14 protein-coding genes are annotated in these 15,625 nt (G+C 68.7%); 3 read left to right on the top strand and 11 right to left on the bottom strand.

Features of this window, described 5'->3' with window-relative positions:
* The first annotated feature begins 140 nt into the window (after nt 1-140).
* Both DVW87_RS11775 and gyrB read left to right on the top strand, forming a co-directional pair.
* Nucleotides 141-893, top strand: coding sequence for an OmpA family protein (locus DVW87_RS11775; RefSeq protein WP_114687931.1), 753 nt, complete (start codon nt 141-143; stop codon nt 891-893).
* A gap of 142 nt (nt 894-1,035) precedes the next feature.
* Nucleotides 1,036-3,528: a DNA topoisomerase (ATP-hydrolyzing) subunit B gene (gene gyrB / locus DVW87_RS11770; protein WP_114687930.1), complete on the top strand. Its 2,493-nt coding sequence runs from the start codon at nt 1,036-1,038 to the stop codon at nt 3,526-3,528.
* A gap of 38 nt (nt 3,529-3,566) precedes the next feature.
* On the opposite strand, the gene DVW87_RS11765 is transcribed toward gyrB, so the two are convergent.
* The 8 genes from DVW87_RS11765 to DVW87_RS11730 form a co-directional block, all read right to left on the bottom strand.
* On the bottom strand, nt 3,567-3,968 hold the full coding sequence (locus DVW87_RS11765) for an acyl-CoA thioesterase (protein ID WP_114687929.1): 402 nt from the start codon (nt 3,966-3,968) through the stop codon (nt 3,567-3,569).
* Nucleotides 3,965-6,022, bottom strand: a complete 2,058-nt coding sequence (locus DVW87_RS11760; protein WP_114687928.1) for a S9 family peptidase — start codon at nt 6,020-6,022, stop codon at nt 3,965-3,967. Before DVW87_RS11760 ends, DVW87_RS11765 begins: the two co-directional genes overlap by 4 nt.
* Before the next feature lie 104 nt (nt 6,023-6,126).
* Entirely contained in the window at nt 6,127-7,659 is a 1,533-nt protein-coding gene (locus DVW87_RS11755; protein WP_239017867.1) for a sensor histidine kinase, read from the bottom strand.
* A 9-nt stretch (nt 7,660-7,668) separates the two neighbouring features.
* Entirely contained in the window at nt 7,669-8,232 is a 564-nt protein-coding gene (gene ssb / locus DVW87_RS11750; protein WP_114687927.1) for a single-stranded DNA-binding protein, read from the bottom strand.
* Nucleotides 8,233-8,244: 12 nt separating this feature from the next.
* Nucleotides 8,245-10,104: a ferrous iron transporter B gene (gene feoB, locus DVW87_RS11745; protein ID WP_114687926.1), complete on the bottom strand. Its 1,860-nt coding sequence runs from the start codon at nt 10,102-10,104 to the stop codon at nt 8,245-8,247.
* A 4-nt stretch (nt 10,105-10,108) separates the two neighbouring features.
* Entirely contained in the window at nt 10,109-10,357 is a 249-nt protein-coding gene (locus DVW87_RS11740) for a FeoA family protein (protein ID WP_114687925.1), read from the bottom strand.
* A gap of 60 nt (nt 10,358-10,417) precedes the next feature.
* Nucleotides 10,418-11,077 (bottom strand): COQ9 family protein, encoded by a 660-nt coding sequence (locus DVW87_RS11735; RefSeq protein ID WP_114687924.1) that lies wholly within the window; start codon nt 11,075-11,077, stop codon nt 10,418-10,420.
* Complete coding sequence (locus tag DVW87_RS11730; protein WP_114687923.1) at nt 11,077-12,000, bottom strand: DMT family transporter; 924 nt, start codon at nt 11,998-12,000, stop codon at nt 11,077-11,079. Before DVW87_RS11730 ends, DVW87_RS11735 begins: the two co-directional genes overlap by 1 nt.
* Before the next feature lie 49 nt (nt 12,001-12,049).
* Between DVW87_RS11730 and DVW87_RS11725 the strand changes: the two genes are divergently transcribed.
* Entirely contained in the window at nt 12,050-13,120 is a 1,071-nt protein-coding gene (locus DVW87_RS11725; RefSeq protein WP_114687922.1) for an alkene reductase, read from the top strand.
* Between the two features lie 47 nt (nt 13,121-13,167).
* Here the strand turns inward: DVW87_RS11725 and ribH are convergent, their stop codons facing one another.
* The 3 genes from ribH to DVW87_RS11710 form a co-directional block, all read right to left on the bottom strand.
* Complete coding sequence (ribH, locus tag DVW87_RS11720) at nt 13,168-13,587, bottom strand: 6,7-dimethyl-8-ribityllumazine synthase (protein ID WP_114687921.1); 420 nt, start codon at nt 13,585-13,587, stop codon at nt 13,168-13,170.
* Between the two features lie 102 nt (nt 13,588-13,689).
* Nucleotides 13,690-14,970: a 3,4-dihydroxy-2-butanone-4-phosphate synthase gene (gene ribB / locus DVW87_RS11715; protein ID WP_114687920.1), complete on the bottom strand. Its 1,281-nt coding sequence runs from the start codon at nt 14,968-14,970 to the stop codon at nt 13,690-13,692.
* A gap of 44 nt (nt 14,971-15,014) precedes the next feature.
* Nucleotides 15,015-15,623: a riboflavin synthase gene (locus tag DVW87_RS11710; RefSeq protein WP_114687919.1), complete on the bottom strand. Its 609-nt coding sequence runs from the start codon at nt 15,621-15,623 to the stop codon at nt 15,015-15,017.
* Nucleotides 15,624-15,625 lie beyond the last annotated feature (2 nt).

Genomic DNA, 15,625 nt, shown 5'->3' with positions numbered 1-15,625 from the left:
ACGCGGAAGGGCGCCGGCGCGATCCGGCACATGGCACCGCCGGCTGAATTGCGGCTGACGAAGCGGCTCAGCGGGCGTTCAAGCGGACGGCGGCACCTGGTGTCGCAGCGGGCGGGTGGGCGTGTTGCAAGGAGTGACGTATGCTGAGATTCGCTATGGTTGCCGCCGCCGGGATCGCACTGGCCGGACCCGCGATGGCGCAGGACCGCTGGGACTGGAGCGGCGGCCGGCCCGGCGACCGCGCGACGTATCGGCTTGCAGGAGCGGGCGTGCCGCGGCTGTTCCCCGAACTGCGCGGATCGTTGCGCGGGCGCGCCTTTGTGCTGCGCAACTTCGACTTCAACGATGACGGCCGCATCTCGCCACGCGAGGCGGAGGCCGCGAACCGCGCCTTTGCCGATGTCGCTGGCCCGCGCCGTGACCGGTTCGACTGGCGCTCGCGCGACGTGGTCGTCGTGGAGGAGGTCCGCGGCGGCTGGGATCGCGGCGCGATGCGCGGCTATGGCTTCCGCGACACCGCGCAGGGCGCGCGCATGGTGCTGCAGGACGATGTGCTGTTCGCCACCGACAGCGACGTGCTGCGTCCCGGCGCGATCGACCGGCTGCGGCCGCTGGCCGGGTATCTGAAGGCCAATCCCGGCGTCCGGGTCGCGATCGACGGCTATACCGACTCTCGCGGCACCGACGCGCACAACCAGGACCTGTCCGAACGGCGTGCGGCGGCGGTGCGCAGTGCTTTCGACGCGATGGGCGTGACCCGCGCGCGCTTCCGCGTCACCGGACATGGCGAGGCGAACCCGGTGGCGAGCAACGCAACGGCGGCCGGCATGCGCCAGAACCGGCGCGTGGAGGTAACCCTGCTCGGACAGCGCGCCAGCGCGTTTCGCGGCTGACGCGGTCCGGCCCCGGGCGGAGCGCCACTTCGCCGGGCCTGCCGCATCCGACGTCACGGGAGACGGCTCCCGTGACGTCCTCCCGCGCCGAAAGCGGCCATTTCGCTTTCGTTACAGGCCGTCGCTGCCTATATGCTGATCCATGGCAAACGACCCCAACACGAACGATTACGGCGCCGATTCCATCAAGGTGCTGAAGGGCCTGGATGCGGTGCGCAAGCGGCCGGGCATGTATATCGGCGACACCGACGACGGCTCGGGCCTGCACCACATGGTGTTCGAAGTGTCCGACAACGCGATCGACGAGGCTTTGGCCGGCCATTGCGACCGCATCGAGATCACGCTGAACCCCGACGGCTCGGTCTCCGTCGAGGATAACGGGCGCGGCATCCCGACCGGCATCCACTCGGAGGAAGGCGTGTCCGCCGCCGAGGTCATCATGACCCAGCTGCACGCGGGCGGCAAGTTCGAGAACACCAGCGACGACAATGCCTACAAGGTTTCGGGTGGCCTGCACGGCGTGGGCGTGTCGGTGGTCAATGCATTGTCCGAGTGGCTGGACCTCAACATCTGGCGCGACGGCGAGGAGCATTACATGCGCTTCCGGCACGGCGATGCCGAAGCGCCGCTGAAGGTGATCGGCCCGGCGGAAGGCAAGAAGGGCACGCGCGTGACCTTCCTCGCCAGCCCCGAGACGTTCAAGATCACCGAATATGATTTCGACAAGCTGGAGCACCGCTACCGTGAGCTGGCGTTCCTGAACTCGGGCGTGCGCCTGTTCCTCACCGATGCCCGGCACGAGGAGCCGAAAACGGTGGAGCTGTTCTACGAGGGCGGGATCGCCGCCTTCGTGAAGTATCTCGATCGCAACAAGGTGCCGCTGATGCCGGAGCCGGTGGCGATCACCGGCACGCGCGACGACGTGACCATCGACGTCGCGCTGGAGTGGAACGACTCCTACTACGAAAACGTGCTGTGCTTCACCAACAACATCCCGCAGCGCGATGGCGGCACGCACCTGGCCGCCTTCCGCGCGGCGCTGACCCGCACGCTGAACAATTATGCGGACAAGAGCGGGCTCCTGAAGAAGGAAAAGGTGACGCTGACCGGCGACGACATGCGCGAAGGCCTGTCGGCGATCGTCTCGGTCAAGCTGCCCGATCCGAAGTTCAGCTCGCAGACCAAGGACAAGCTCGTCTCCTCCGAGGTGCGCCAGCCGCTGGAAAGCCTGATGGCGGACAAGCTGGCCGAGTGGCTGGAAGAGAATCCGGCGCATGGCCGCGCGATCGTCGCCAAGGTGATCGACGCCGCCGCCGCGCGCGAAGCCGCCAAGAAGGCCCGAGAGCTGACCCGGCGCAAGGGCGTGATGGATATCGCGTCGCTGCCCGGCAAGCTGGCCGACTGCCAGGAGCGGGACCCCGCCAAGTCCGAACTGTTCCTGGTGGAGGGTGACTCGGCAGGCGGGTCCGCCAAGCAGGGCCGCGACCGGCATTTTCAGGCGATCCTGCCGCTGCGGGGCAAGATCCTGAACGTGGAGCGGGCGCGCTTCGACCGCATGCTCGGCAGCCGCGAGATCGGCACGCTGATCCAGGCGATGGGCACCGGCATTGGCCGCGACGACTTCAAGCTGGACAAGCTGCGCTACCACAAGGTCGTCATCATGACGGACGCCGACGTGGACGGCGCGCATATCCGCACGCTGCTGCTGACGTTCTTCTACCGCCAGATGCCCGAGATCATCGAGGCCGGGCACCTCTACATCGCGCAGCCGCCGCTCTACAAGGCGACGCGCGGGCGGTCGGAAGTGTACCTCAAGGACGATGCCGCGCTGGACGACTATCTGGTCGAGAACGGCGTCGGCGCGTCCGTGCTGGACGGGGCGGGCGGCCCCCGCTCGGGCGCGGACCTGCGCCACCTGGTGGATCATGCGCGTCGCATGCGCACGCTGATGCGCTACGTGCCTCGCCGCTACGATCCGGACATCATCGAAACGCTGGCGCTCGGCGGCGCGCTCGATCCGGAAGCGGAGCGAGAGGCCCGGGGCGAGCGGCTAGCGGAGGTGACCCGCCGGCTCGACCAGGCCGACGAGGAAGCGCGCTGGACGGCGCGTGTGACGGAGGATGGCGGCTTCCACTTCGAGCGCTGGTGGCGCGGGGTGACCGACCACCACATCATCGAGGCGAGCTTCCTCGCCTCGGCGGAAGCGCGCAAGCTCCATGCACTTGCGGCCGAGCAGGCCGACAGCTTCGCCGCTGCCGCGAAGCTGGTGCCGCTGAAGGGCGCGGCGGTGGAGGCGCCGGTCGATGCGGTGCAGACCGACGAGGAAGGCGAGGAAACCGTCACGGTCGGCAAGGGCGAGACTTTGGTCGGCCGCCCGTCGCAGCTGCTCGACGCGATCCTCGCGGCCGGGCGCAAGGGCCTGGCGATCCAGCGCTACAAGGGGCTGGGCGAGATGAATGCCGAGCAATTGTGGGAAACCACGCTGGATCCGTCCAACCGCTCCATGCTGCGCGTCGCCATCGAGCAGGCGGATGCCGCGGACGACATCTTCACCCGCCTGATGGGCGACGTGGTGGAGCCGCGCCGCGAGTTCATCCAGGAGAACGCGCTGAGCGTCGCAAACCTGGACGTTTAAGTTCCTGTTCCCCGGCCTTCGCCGGGGAACAGGTTGCCCTAGCCCGCGCGCTCCACGAACCGGTCCACCAGCTCGGCGGGCACGCGCAGCAACCGCCCGCTCGCGCGGTCCAGCAATGCCCAGGTGGTGACCGCCTCCACCTTCACCTTGCCGTCCGCGCCGGTGAAGCGCACGTGGCGGGCGAAGCGCGCGCCCTTGGGGGGCTCGGGAACCCAGGTCTCACCGGTCACCGTCTCGCCGACCAGCGCGCTGCCGCGATAGTCGATCTCGTGCCGGGTGATGACCCAGACATAGGCGGCATGTTCCTCCGCGGTCGCCACCGCATGCCAGTGCGCCGCCGCTACGTCCTGGATCCAGCGCACCCACACGGCGTTGTTCACATGGCCGAGCTCGTCGATGTCCTCCGCCGCCGCGGTGATCGGGAGGCGGAAGCGGCTCACCCCTCCACGCCCAGCTGCCACAGCACGAAGGCGTGCTCCTCCGCCGCCTCGCGCAGGGACTCGAACCGCCCGGATTTGCCGCCATGCCCTGCGCCCATGTTGGTCTTGAGCAACAGCACATTGTCGTCCGTCTTGGTCGCGCGCAGCTTCGCCGCCCATTTGGCCGGCTCCCAATAGGTCACGCGCGGATCGTTGAGGCCGCCGGAGATGAACAGCGGCGGATAGGCCTGGGCGCGCACGTTGTCATAGGGGCTGTAGCTGCGGATCAGCTCGAAGGCGGCGGCGTCCTCGATCGGATTGCCCCATTCAGGCCATTCGCCGGGCGTCAGCGGCAGGTCGGCATCGAGCATGGTGTTGAGCACGTCCACGAACGGCACGTCGGCGATCACCGCGCCCCACAGCTCCGGATCGGAGTTGACCACCGCGCCCATCAGCTCGCCGCCTGCCGAGCGGCCGGCGATCGCGATCCTGCCGGCGCTCGTCCAGCCCTGCCCGATGAGGCCGCGAGCCACGTCCACGAAATCGTTGAACGTGTTGGTGCGCTTTTCCAGCTTGCCGTCGTGATACCATTGCTGGCCCAGATCGTCGCCGCCGCGGATGTGGGCGATGGCGAAGGCGAAGCCGCGGTCGAGCAAGGAGAGCCGCCCGGTGGAGAAGCCCGGCGGAATGGCATAGCCATAAGCGCCGTACGCATAGAGATAGAGCGGGCGCGAGCCGTCGCGCGGGAAGTCCGCCGGATAGACAATCGAGACCGGCACCTCCGTGCCGTCGCGCGCGGTGATGTGCAGGCGCTCGGTGCGGTATTTCGCGCCGTCATAGCCCGACGGGATCTCCTGTACCTTGAGCACCGTCAGGTCGCCACTGGCCACGTCGTAATCGTAGACGGTGCCCGGCGTGACCATCGACTCATAGCCGAGCCGCAGCACCGACATGTCGTATTCGGGATTGTCGCCAAGCCCGGCGTCGTAGCTCGCCTCCGGGAAGACGATCCGCTGCGGGGCAACCGCGTTCTCGTATCGGTGCAGGTCGATCTGATCGAGCCCGTCCTCGCGCCCCTCCACCACGAAAAAGTCCGCAAAGCAGGTGACGCCCGTCATGTAGAAATGCGGGGAGGGCGCGATCCGCTCGCTCCATTCGCCAGGCGCCGCGATCGGCGCGGTGACCAGCCGCCACATCGGATCCACGTCATTGGTGTGGATGAACAAGGTGTCGCCATGCGTGTCCACGTCATATTCGATGCCGGTCCGGCGCGGGCGGACGCAGAGCGGCGTGGCGGTGGGATCGGCGGCGGGAAGCAGGTACACTTCGCTCGTCACATGGTCGCCGGTCGCGATCACGATCCACTTGCGGTCGCTCGTCTCGGAGACGCCGACGCGGAAGCCCTCATCCTCCTCGTGGAACAGCTCCACATCGTCCGACACCGGCGTGCCGAGCCGGTGGAGCCGGGCATTGTCGGTGCGCCACTGCTCGTTGGCGAGGCCGTAGAGGAAGCCGCCGTCGTCCGCCGTCCACACAATCTCGGACAGCATGCCCTCGATCACCTCCGGCAGGTGCTCGCCGGTGGCAATCACCTTCACCCGCACGGTGAACCGCTCGGAGCCGTTGTCGTCCACCGCATAGGCCAGCAGCCGGCCATCGTTGGAGACGCTGAGCGCGCCCAGGCGGAAATACTCCTTGCCTGCGGCCAGCGCCGGCTCGTCCAGCAGCAGCTCGTCCGGCCCGCCGGCGACGGGCTTGCGCCACCACTTGCGGTACTGCCCGCCCGTCTCGAAGGCGGACCAGTAGAGCCAGTCGCCATCCTTCTGCGGAACGGAGGACTCATCCTCCTTTATCCGCCCCTTCATCTCCTCGTACAGGCGATCGACCAGCGGGCGGTGCGGCGCCATCTGCGCCTCGAAGAACGCGTTCTCGGCCTCGAGATAGCCGAGGATCTCGGGGTCGGTGACCTCGGGATAGTTCGGGTCCTTCAGCCAGGCATACGGGTCCTCGATGGTGTGGCCGTGCGCGGTGAAGCTGTGCGGACGGGTGGCGGCGACGGGTGGCGTGGTGCTCATCGCGTCCGAGATAGGGGGAGTGGAGGGCGGCGTCACCCCAAACCGCTACCAACACCTTCACCGTTCGTGGTGGGGAGGGGCTGAGCGGGGCGCATTCCGCGCACCTACCGCTTCGGGTAGTGCACCGTTACCTGCAATCCCTCGGGCCGCCAGTCCCGCTCCAGTTGCCCGCGCAGCTGGCGCACCGCGGAAAGGTCGATCAGCTTCGAGCCGAAGCCGCTGCCCTGCGGCGGCCGCACGGGTTCGCCGGCGGCTTCGTGCCAGCGGATCACCGTGGCGTCGCCCCGGTCCTTGATGGCGATCGTCACCCCGCGGCCGGTTTCGGCCAGGCCGCCATATTTGGCGGCGTTGGTCGCCAGTTCGTGGAACAGGAGCGCCATGGGCGTCACTTCGTGCGCGGCGATCGGTACGTCGTCGCCGGAAACGGTGATGCGGTTCTCGCCGCCCGTGCTGTACGGCCGCAGCAATTCGCCGAGCAGCGCATGGAGGCTGTCGTGCGAGGCGTCGGCGCTGCTGGCCCCGGGGGTGCGGACGAAATCGTGCGCACGGCCGAGCGCGGCGACCCGCTCGATCAGGTCGGCGCTGGCGTCGCGCAGTTCGGGGCGGGAACGGGCGGTGAGGCCGATCAGGCTGGTGACCACCGCCAGAATGTTCTTGATCCGGTGGCGCAGCTCCTGCGTGACCAGCGCGCGCTCCTCGCTCGCGGTCTTGGTTTCGTGGATCTCGGTGCAGGTGCCGAACCATCGCGTGATCTCGCCCGCCTCGTCGCGCAGGGGCAGGGCGCGGCCGAGCGTCCAGCGATACTGGCCATCGGCGCGGCGCAGGCGATATTCGATCTGATAGAGTTCGCCCGTTTCCAGGCTGTGCCGCCACAGCGCCCAGGCCCGCTCCTGATCGTCGGGATGGAACATGCCGTTCCATTCCACGCCGTCCGTCGAGCCTTCGGGCATGCCGGTGAACTCGTACCAGCGGGCATTGTAGTAATCGTGGTACCCGTCCGGCCGGGTGGACCAGACCATTTGCGGCATGGTGTCCGCCAGCACGCGGAACCGCTCGTGGCTTTCGCTCAGCGCGCGCTGGTTGGCGCGTTGCGATTCGCGCCAGGCGAGCGCGTCGCGCGTGTCCCGCAACCGGGCGAGCACCGCGGAAGCGAGCGTTTCCAAACCCTCCCGCTGAAGCGCGGTCAGGCCGGGGCGCGGCTGGCGATCGATGACGCACAGCGCGCCCAGCGGGGTGCCATCGTCCGCCACCAGCGGCGCGCCGGCATAGAAGCGGATGAACGGCTCGCCGGTAACGAGTTCGTTCTCGGCGAAACGCGGATCGCGCGTCGCATCCGGCACTTCCATGATGCCGGTGCCCAGCATCGCGAACTGGCAGAAGGACGTGCGCCGCGGCGTTTGCGCGGCGTCCAGCCCGGTGCGCGACAGAAAGGTCTGCCATTCCTCCTCCACGATGGAGACGAGCGCGATCGGCGCCTCGCACAGGGCGGAGGCGAAATCGGTGATCTGCTTCAGCCCCTTCGTGTCGCGCAGCGAGGCCAGATCGTAGGCGCGCAGCGTTTCGGCGCGCGCCGCCTCGTCCAGCAGCCAGCCGTTCGCAGCCGGCCGGCTACCTTCGGAGAGTTCGGAATGTGCCAAGAGACGCGCTTAGAACGGCACGTCGTCGTCGAGATCGTCCGCAAAGCCGCCCCGGCTGGCGCCGCCGGAGGAGCCGCCACCACGGCTGCCGCCGAAGCCGCCGCCGCCCGAGCCGCCGCCGCTGCCGAACCCGCCCCTGCCGCCGCCCGAGGAGCCGCCGAAATCGTCGTCGCCGCCGAAGTCACGGCCCCCGCCGCCGCCGCCGACACCCTGGCCGCCGCCCGGGCCGTCGAGCATGGTCAGCACCGAGTTGAAGCCCTGCAGCACGATCTCGGTGCTGTACTTGTCCTGCCCCTGCTGGTCCTGCCACTTGCGGGTCTGCAACTGGCCTTCGATATAGACCTTGGAGCCCTTGCGCAGGAAACGCTCGGCGACGTTGGCGAGGCCTTCGTTGAAGATCGCGACCGAATGCCATTCGGTCTTTTCCTTGCGCTCGCCGGAATTGCGATCCTTCCAGCTTTCCGACGTGGCGATGCGCAGGTTCACCACCTTGCCGCCGTTCTGGAAGCTGCGGCTTTCCGGGTCGCGCCCCAGATTGCCGACCAGAATGACCTTGTTAACGCTGCCTGCCATGAAACGGGTCCCTCAGAGGCCCGCAGCCACGGCGAGCCAGTATGTGATTCCGGCCATGATGTACGCAGCCGCGAACAAATAGCCAACCATGAACAGCGGCCATTTCCACCCGTTGGTCTCGCGCCGCGTCACCGCGATGGTGGAGATGCATTGCGGCGCGAAGACGAACCACATGAGGAACGCGAGCGCGGTGGCCAGCGACCAGCGGCCCTTCAGCCGATCGGCCAGGCGCACCTCGCCGGCATCCTCGTCCGGATTGTCGATCGAATAGACGGTGGCGATCGCGCCCACCGCCGCTTCGCGCGCGGCCATGGCGGGGAGCAGGGCAAGCGCGATGTCGTGGTTGAACCCGATCGGCTTCACGACGACCTCGATGCCGGAGGCGATACGGCCGGCGATCGAATATTCGCTCTGCTTTTGCCCGGAGGGCGCCTGCGGAAAGCTCGCCAGCGCCCACAGGATCACCACGGTGAGCGCGATGGTGGTGCCCGCACGCTTCAGGAAGATGGTGGCGCGGCTCCACAGGCCGATGCCGATGTCGCCCAGCCGCGGCCACTGATATTTGGGCATCTCCATCATGAAGCCCGACGAGGCGCCCTTGGTCACCGTGCGCCGCAGCACCAGCGCGGCAAGAAAGGCGGCAACGATGCCCAGCACGTAGAGCCCGAACATCACCAGTCCCTGCAGTCCAATCAGCGGCGCGAGCCTGGTGTTCGGGATGAGCGCGCCGATGATGAGCGTGTACACCGGCAACCGCGCCGAACAGGTCATCAGCGGCGCGATCAGGATGGTGGTCAGGCGGTCCTTCTCGTCGTCGATCGTGCGCGTCGCCATGATGCCGGGCACCGCGCAGGCGAAGGAGGAGAGGAGGGGAATGAACGCGCGGCCCGACAGGCCGACCTGCGCCATCAGCCGGTCCATCAGGAACGCCGCCCGCACCATGTAGCCGGATGCTTCCAGCACCAGGATGAAGGCGAACAGGATCAGGATCTGCGGCAGGAACACGATCACCGCGCCGACGCCGGCGATCAGCCCATCCACCAGCAGCGAGCGCAGGAAGCCGTCCGGCAGCACGTCCTTGATGCCGTCGGCGAGCGCCGCCAGCCCGGTTTCGATCCAGCCGATCGGCGCTTCCGACCAGCTGAACACCGACTGAAACATGACAAAGAGCAGCGCAAGGAGCAGCACGGGGCCGACCACCGGGTGCAGCGCCACCGTGTCGAGCAGGTGATTCCAGCGCCGGGTCGGCGTCTCGGAAACGGTGGCGGCGGTGGCGATCCGGCGTGCGCGGCGCTGCAGCGTGACGATGTCCTCGTGCAGCGCGGGATCGCTGGGGCGCAGCTTCATCGCTGTCGCGCCGCCCACTGCCGTGGAGAGCTCCTCCAGCAGCAGGTCGATGCCGCGGCGGCGCACCGCCACGGTGGGGATCACCGGCACGCCCAGTTCGCGCGAAAGCACGGCGGGATCGAGCACCAGCCCGTCGCGCTCGGCAAGATCGATCATGTTGAGCGCCACCACCACCGGCAGGCCGAGCGCCAGCAGTTGCAGCGTGAAGCGCAGATGGTTGTCGAGATTGGCGGCGTCCACCACCACCACCAGCGCGTCCGGCAGCCGCTCGCCCGCCTGCGCGCCCGTCACCACGTCGCGCGTCACGCGCTCGTCGGGGCTGCCGGGCTCCAGGCTGTAGGCCCCGGGCAGGTCGACCAGCTCGACCGGGCGGCCATCGGCCAGCGCCAGGCGGCCGGAATGACGTTCCACCGTCACGCCGGGATAGTTGCCGACCTTCTGGCGGGCACCCGTCAGGGCGTTGAACAGCGCGCTCTTGCCGGCATTCGGATTGCCGACCAGCGCGACCAGCGGCAGCGTGCTCACGATATCAGGCGATCAGGGCGACCTGGATGCGGCCGGCCACCGCGCGGCGCAGCGCCACCGTCATGCGGCCGATGCGGCAGGCGATCGGTCCCTTGCCCAGGCTGGCGCGGTGCAGCACCTCCACCCCGACACCCTCGTCGAACCCCAGCTCGCGCAGGCGTCGCGCCTCCGGAACGGCAAGGCGATCCCAGTCGATGGCGGCAACGGTGGCGCGCTGGCGCTGGGGCAGATGTTCGAGGCTACACGCGGACATGAAGCGTCAGATACGCGCCTTGCGAGTAATTATCAATAACGGCTCGTCGTAACTTGGCGGTTAAACCGCCGGGTAGCGCAGGCGACCGATGAAACGCGACAGGCTGGGCCGGTTCTCCGTGCGCGCGAGAAAGCCGGCCTTGGCCTTCTCGAAGCGCATGATCCCGTCGATCCGCCGCTGAAGAAAGGCGCGGGTGTCGGCGTGGTCCTCGCTGTCGTCGTCCAGGAAGACGGTGATCGTAGCAAGGTACACGCCGCCCAGGATCGTGCGCTTCGTGTAGTGGTTGTAGTCGGTGGCCGTATCGCCGGCGAGGCGCCACATCAGATCGGCCGCGTGCCAGCCGAGCTTCGCACCGCGGCCTGCGTTCTGCGGCTGCGCGAGGATCGCCAGTGCGCGGCGCAGCGACTCGCGGTTGGGGGCAAGCGCGGCAAGACGGGCCTCGACCAGCGCGGCGATGCGCGCACGGATCTTCATCCCGGCGAGCGCTTCCCCGGGCAGCGCCTGCACCATCGCGGCGTCGATCGTCTCGAACCAGGCGGCGACCATGTCCGCCTGGCCGTGAAAGGCGAGGGCGGCGATCTCGCGATCCACCCCGGCCATGTCGGCGGCGAGATCGCGGGCGGCGTCGCTCCACCCGTCAAAGGCGGCGTTGGCGGCGATGCCCGGCGCCAGCGCGGCGCGGACCTCGTCAAGCGTGGGATCGGTCGGAAGCGTATTCATCACGCCTGCTTTTGCTCTTCGGCAGCGTCCGGCGCAACCGCCGCGCTGCGATCGCGCACCAGCACCAGCGCGACCGCCACCAGCACCGCGCCGACCGCATCGGCCGCGCCCAGCCGCTCGTCAAAGGCGACCAGGCCGATGATCGCCGCGCACACGGGTTGCAGGAGCAGGGCGATGCCGAGCAGCAGCGGGGAAACCCGGCCGAGCGCGAAGATCATCGCCCCCTGGCCGATCACCTGGCTGACCAGCGCAAGGCCGAACAGCGGCGACCAGTGGCCCGGCCAGAGCGTCTCGCCGAAAGCGACGGCGAACACCGCCAGCGGCAGCAGGCTGGCGGCGGAAGACAGCGCCAGCGCCGGCAGCGGCGGCAGGCGCAGGCGCACCCGGCGCATGGCGATGAAGTAGATGGTGTAGAGCAGCCCGGCGGCGAGGCAGAGAAGATCGCCCGTCAGGTTGCGTGCGCCCAGCTCCAGCGAGCGCCCCATCAGCAGCCCGCCCCCCGCCGCCGCCAGCAGCAGCGCCACCGCCTGCAACCGCGACGGCCAGGCACGCGCGGCGACAAAGCCGTACAGCGGGAAGAACAGCACCGCACAATTGCCGAACAGGGTCGCATTGGCGAGCGTGGTGCGCAGGATGCCCAGGTGCCAGGAGGCAAGGTCCGCCGCGAACGCCACGCCGCCGATCAGGATGGCCGGCCACAGGCCGCGGGTTCCACCGCCCCGCCATCCGCTCGCCCCCGCCAGCACGAACAGGAGCGGCAGCGCCAGCGCGATGCGCCAGAAGGCCGAGGCCACCGGCCCCACATCGGCCAGCCGCACGAACAGCGGGCCAAAAGCGAGCGCGACGTTCGCCACCACCAGCGCCACATAGGCAAGCACGGTTGCCGTGAACAAAGTTTTCCTTGGGGGCCGCGCGTGGTGCATGCGGCCCGATAGCGGCCTATCTCGCCCCCGTCAGCAAAAGGAACAGTTAGTGGCGACCCTCTTCGACCCTATCCGGATCGGCTCCATCTCGGCGGCCAACCGCATCTTCATGTCCCCGCTCACGCGCGGCCGCGCGACAACCGACCATGTGCCGACCGAGATCATGATCGATTACTACCGCCAGCGCGCGTCCGCCGGCCTCATCATCTCCGAAGGAACCGGCGTCAGCCGGCTCGGCCTGGGCTGGCCCTCCGCGCCCGGCCTGTGGACGCCGGAGCAGGTGGAAGCATGGAAGCCGGTCACCGCCGCCGTACACGAGGCAGGCGGCAAGATCGTCGCGCAGCTCTGGCACATGGGCCGCATGGCGCGCCCGGCCGTGACCGGGCAGCAGCCGCTCTCCTCTTCGGCGACGCGCGCGCCGTACCACACGGAGGACAACCCCTATGCCGAAGCCAGGGCGGCGACGCTGGACGACATCGCGCGCGCCGTGGACGAATTCGGCACCGCCGCCCAGGCGGCGATCGAGGCGGGCTTCGACGGCGTTCAGTTGCACGGCGCCAATGGCTATCTGATCGACCAGTTCCTGCGTGACGGCACCAACCACCGCGACGACGACTATGGCGGCTCGCCGGAGAACCGCATCCGCTTCATGGTGGAGGCGGTCAGCCGCGTGATCGAGACGATCGGCGCGGGCCGCACGGGCATCCGCCTGTCGCCCAACGGCGATACGCAAGGGACGGACGACAGCGATCCGGAAGCGGTGTTCGTGCCCGCCGCCAGGGCGCTCGACGAGCTCGGCATCGCGTTCCTCGAACTGCGCGAGCTGAAGCCGGATTCAACCTTCGGCGCGTCCGACGTGCCGCGTCTGAGCCCGAAGATCCGCGAGGTGTTCTCCGGCCCGCTGGTGCTGAACCAGGAGTACGATCTGGAAAAGGCCGAGGCGGACATCGAGTCGGGTTTGGCGGACGCGGTTGCGTTCGGCCGCCCGTATATCGCCAATCCGGACCTTGCCGAGCGCTTCCGCGCGCGGGCGCCGCTGAACCGCGATAACCCCGAAACGTGGTACTCGACCGGCCGGGAAGGCTATACCGACTATCCGGCGCTGGCGGCCGCGATCTGATCGCCGCTCCCCGCCCCCCGGCGCGCAGCCGGGGCGGCGTCAGGCGCTCACCCCAGACGCGAACGCAGCTCCAGCATGGCAACCGCCGCCTTGGCCGCCTCGCCGCCCTTGTCCTTGCGGGTGCGGTCGGCGCGGGCGAGGGCCTGCTCCTCGTTCTCGACGGTCAGGATGCCGTTGCCGATGGGCAGGCCGTCCAGTGTCAGCGCCATGATCCCGCGGGCGCTTTCGTTGGAGACGACCTCGAAATGGTACGTCTCGCCGCGGATCACCACGCCCAGCGCGACGAACCCGTCATAACGCCCGCTCTCCGCCGCCATCGCGATCGCCGCGGGCACTTCCAGCGCGCCGGGGACGGTGACGGTCTCGTGGCTGTGACCGGCTGCCTCCAACGCCGCGCGGGCGCCATCGATCAGCATGTCGTTGAGATGGTCGTAGAAGCGGGCCTCGACGATCAGAAAGCGGGCCATGTCAGTTCTCCGGAAAAGGCTGGGGAGCGGGCGCGCCGCGTCATAGCGGGCACGGCCGCCGGTGTCTCGGCCGGGGCGGCGCGAACACCGGCGACCCTTGGCTCAATGCTCCACCGACAGCGGCCGTTCGCCGACGATGGAGAGGCCATAGCCGTCCAGCGCCACCAGCGTGTGATGCGTATTGGTGAGCAGCACCATGTCCGCCACGCCAAGCTCGGTCAGGATCTGCGCACCGACGCCATAGTCGCGCAGCTCGTCGGCGCTGCCGGTGCCGGCCTTGCTCTCCAGCGCGCGGGTAAAGTCGCTCTGTCCACCCGGGGTGAGCAGCACCACCACGCCCGCGCCCGCCTCGCCGATGATCTGCATCGACCGTTCCAACAGGGCGGCACGGTCGGACGCCTCGCCGAACAGGTCGGCGAACAGGTTCATCGCATGCATCCGCACCAGGGTCGGCTGGTCGGGATCGATGCGCCCCTTCACCAGGGCGATCTGTTCGGTGCCGGTGGCTTTGTTGTAGAACGTGATCGCGCGCCAGTCGCTGCCCCAGCGGCTGGTGAAGCGCGCCTCGGCACGGCGCTCCACCAGATGGTCGTGCTGCCGACGATAGGCGATGAGGTCGCGGATGGTGCCGATCTTCAGCCGGTGCTGTTGCGCAAAGGCGACGAGATCGTCGAGGCGGGCCATGGTGCCGTCCTCCTTCATCACCTCGCAGATGACGCCGGAGGGGTTGAGCCCGGCAAGGCGGGAGACATCCACCGCGGCCTCGGTATGGCCGGCGCGGACCAGCACGCCGCCCGGCTTGGCGGAAAGCGGAAAGACATGGCCGGGGCTGACGATCTCGCCCGGTCCGTTGGCGGCATCGATCGCCACCGCCACGGTGCGCGCGCGGTCGTGTGCGGAAATGCCGGTGCTGATGCCGGTGCGCGCCTCGATCGAGACGGTGAAGGCGGTGCCCAGCGGCGTCCCGTTGTGGCGGCTCATGGGCGCCAGTTCGAGCTGGTCGACGCGCTCCTTGGTGAGCGCCAGGCAGATCAGGCCGCGACCATGCTTCGCCATGAAGTTGATCGCATCCGGCGTGGCCATCTGCGCGGGGATGATGAGGTCGCCCTCATTCTCGCGATCCTCGTCGTCCACCAGGATGAACATGCGGCCGTTGCGCGCTTCCTCGATGATCTCCTCGATCGGGACCAGGGCCGGCCGCGCCTCGCGCTGGTGGAGATAGGCTTCCAGCTTGCGCAGCGTGTCGGCGGTGGGGTTCCAGTCCGGCTCGTCCAGGCTGCGCAGCGAGTTGGCATGGAGGCCGGCGGCGCGGGCAAGCCCCGAGCGGGAGATGCCGCCGGTGCCGACGAGATCGCGAACGCGATCGATCAAATGCGTGCTCATGCCACCAGCGTATCACATCGCAATGTGATCGCAAGCGACAAAGATCACATTGCGGGCTGTAGCTGCCGCATGCGCTGGAGGTATCGCGCGAGCACATCGATCTCGATGTTGATCTGCCGGCCGACGTTCAGGTCGGCAAAGGTGGTGACCTCGGCGGTATGCGGGATGATGTTCACGCCGAACGCCACGCCCTCGGCCGTGTCCTCCACGCTGTTCACCGTCAGCGAAATGCCGTCCAGCGTCACCGACCCCTTGGGCGCGACATAGGGCGCGATTTCCGGCCCCGCGGAAACCGTCACGCGGGTGGACCCGCCTTCCTCCGCCAGCGCGACAACCGTGCCGATCCCGTCGACATGGCCGGTGACGATATGACCGCCCAGTTCGTCGCCCAGCTTCAGCGCCCGCTCCAGGTTGAGCCGCCGGCCTTCGCGCCATTGCTCGGCCGCGGTGCGGCTGATCGTCTCGCCCGACACGTCGAAGGCAAGCCAATGCGGCCCCTTGTCGACCACGGTGAGGCACACGCCCGAACAGGCGACGGAGGCGCCCAGATCGATCGCGCCGGTATCATAGGCGGTTTCCACCGTGACGCGCGTGTCGCCGGGCGTTTCGATCCGGGTGACGGTGCCGATATCGGTGACGATGCCGGTGAACATGG

It is taken from the genome of Sphingomonas aracearum (assembly GCF_003345355.1).
GTDB lineage: Bacteria > Pseudomonadota > Alphaproteobacteria > Sphingomonadales > Sphingomonadaceae > Sphingomonas > Sphingomonas aracearum.
This window is presented reverse-complemented; position numbering and strand designations above follow the sequence as displayed.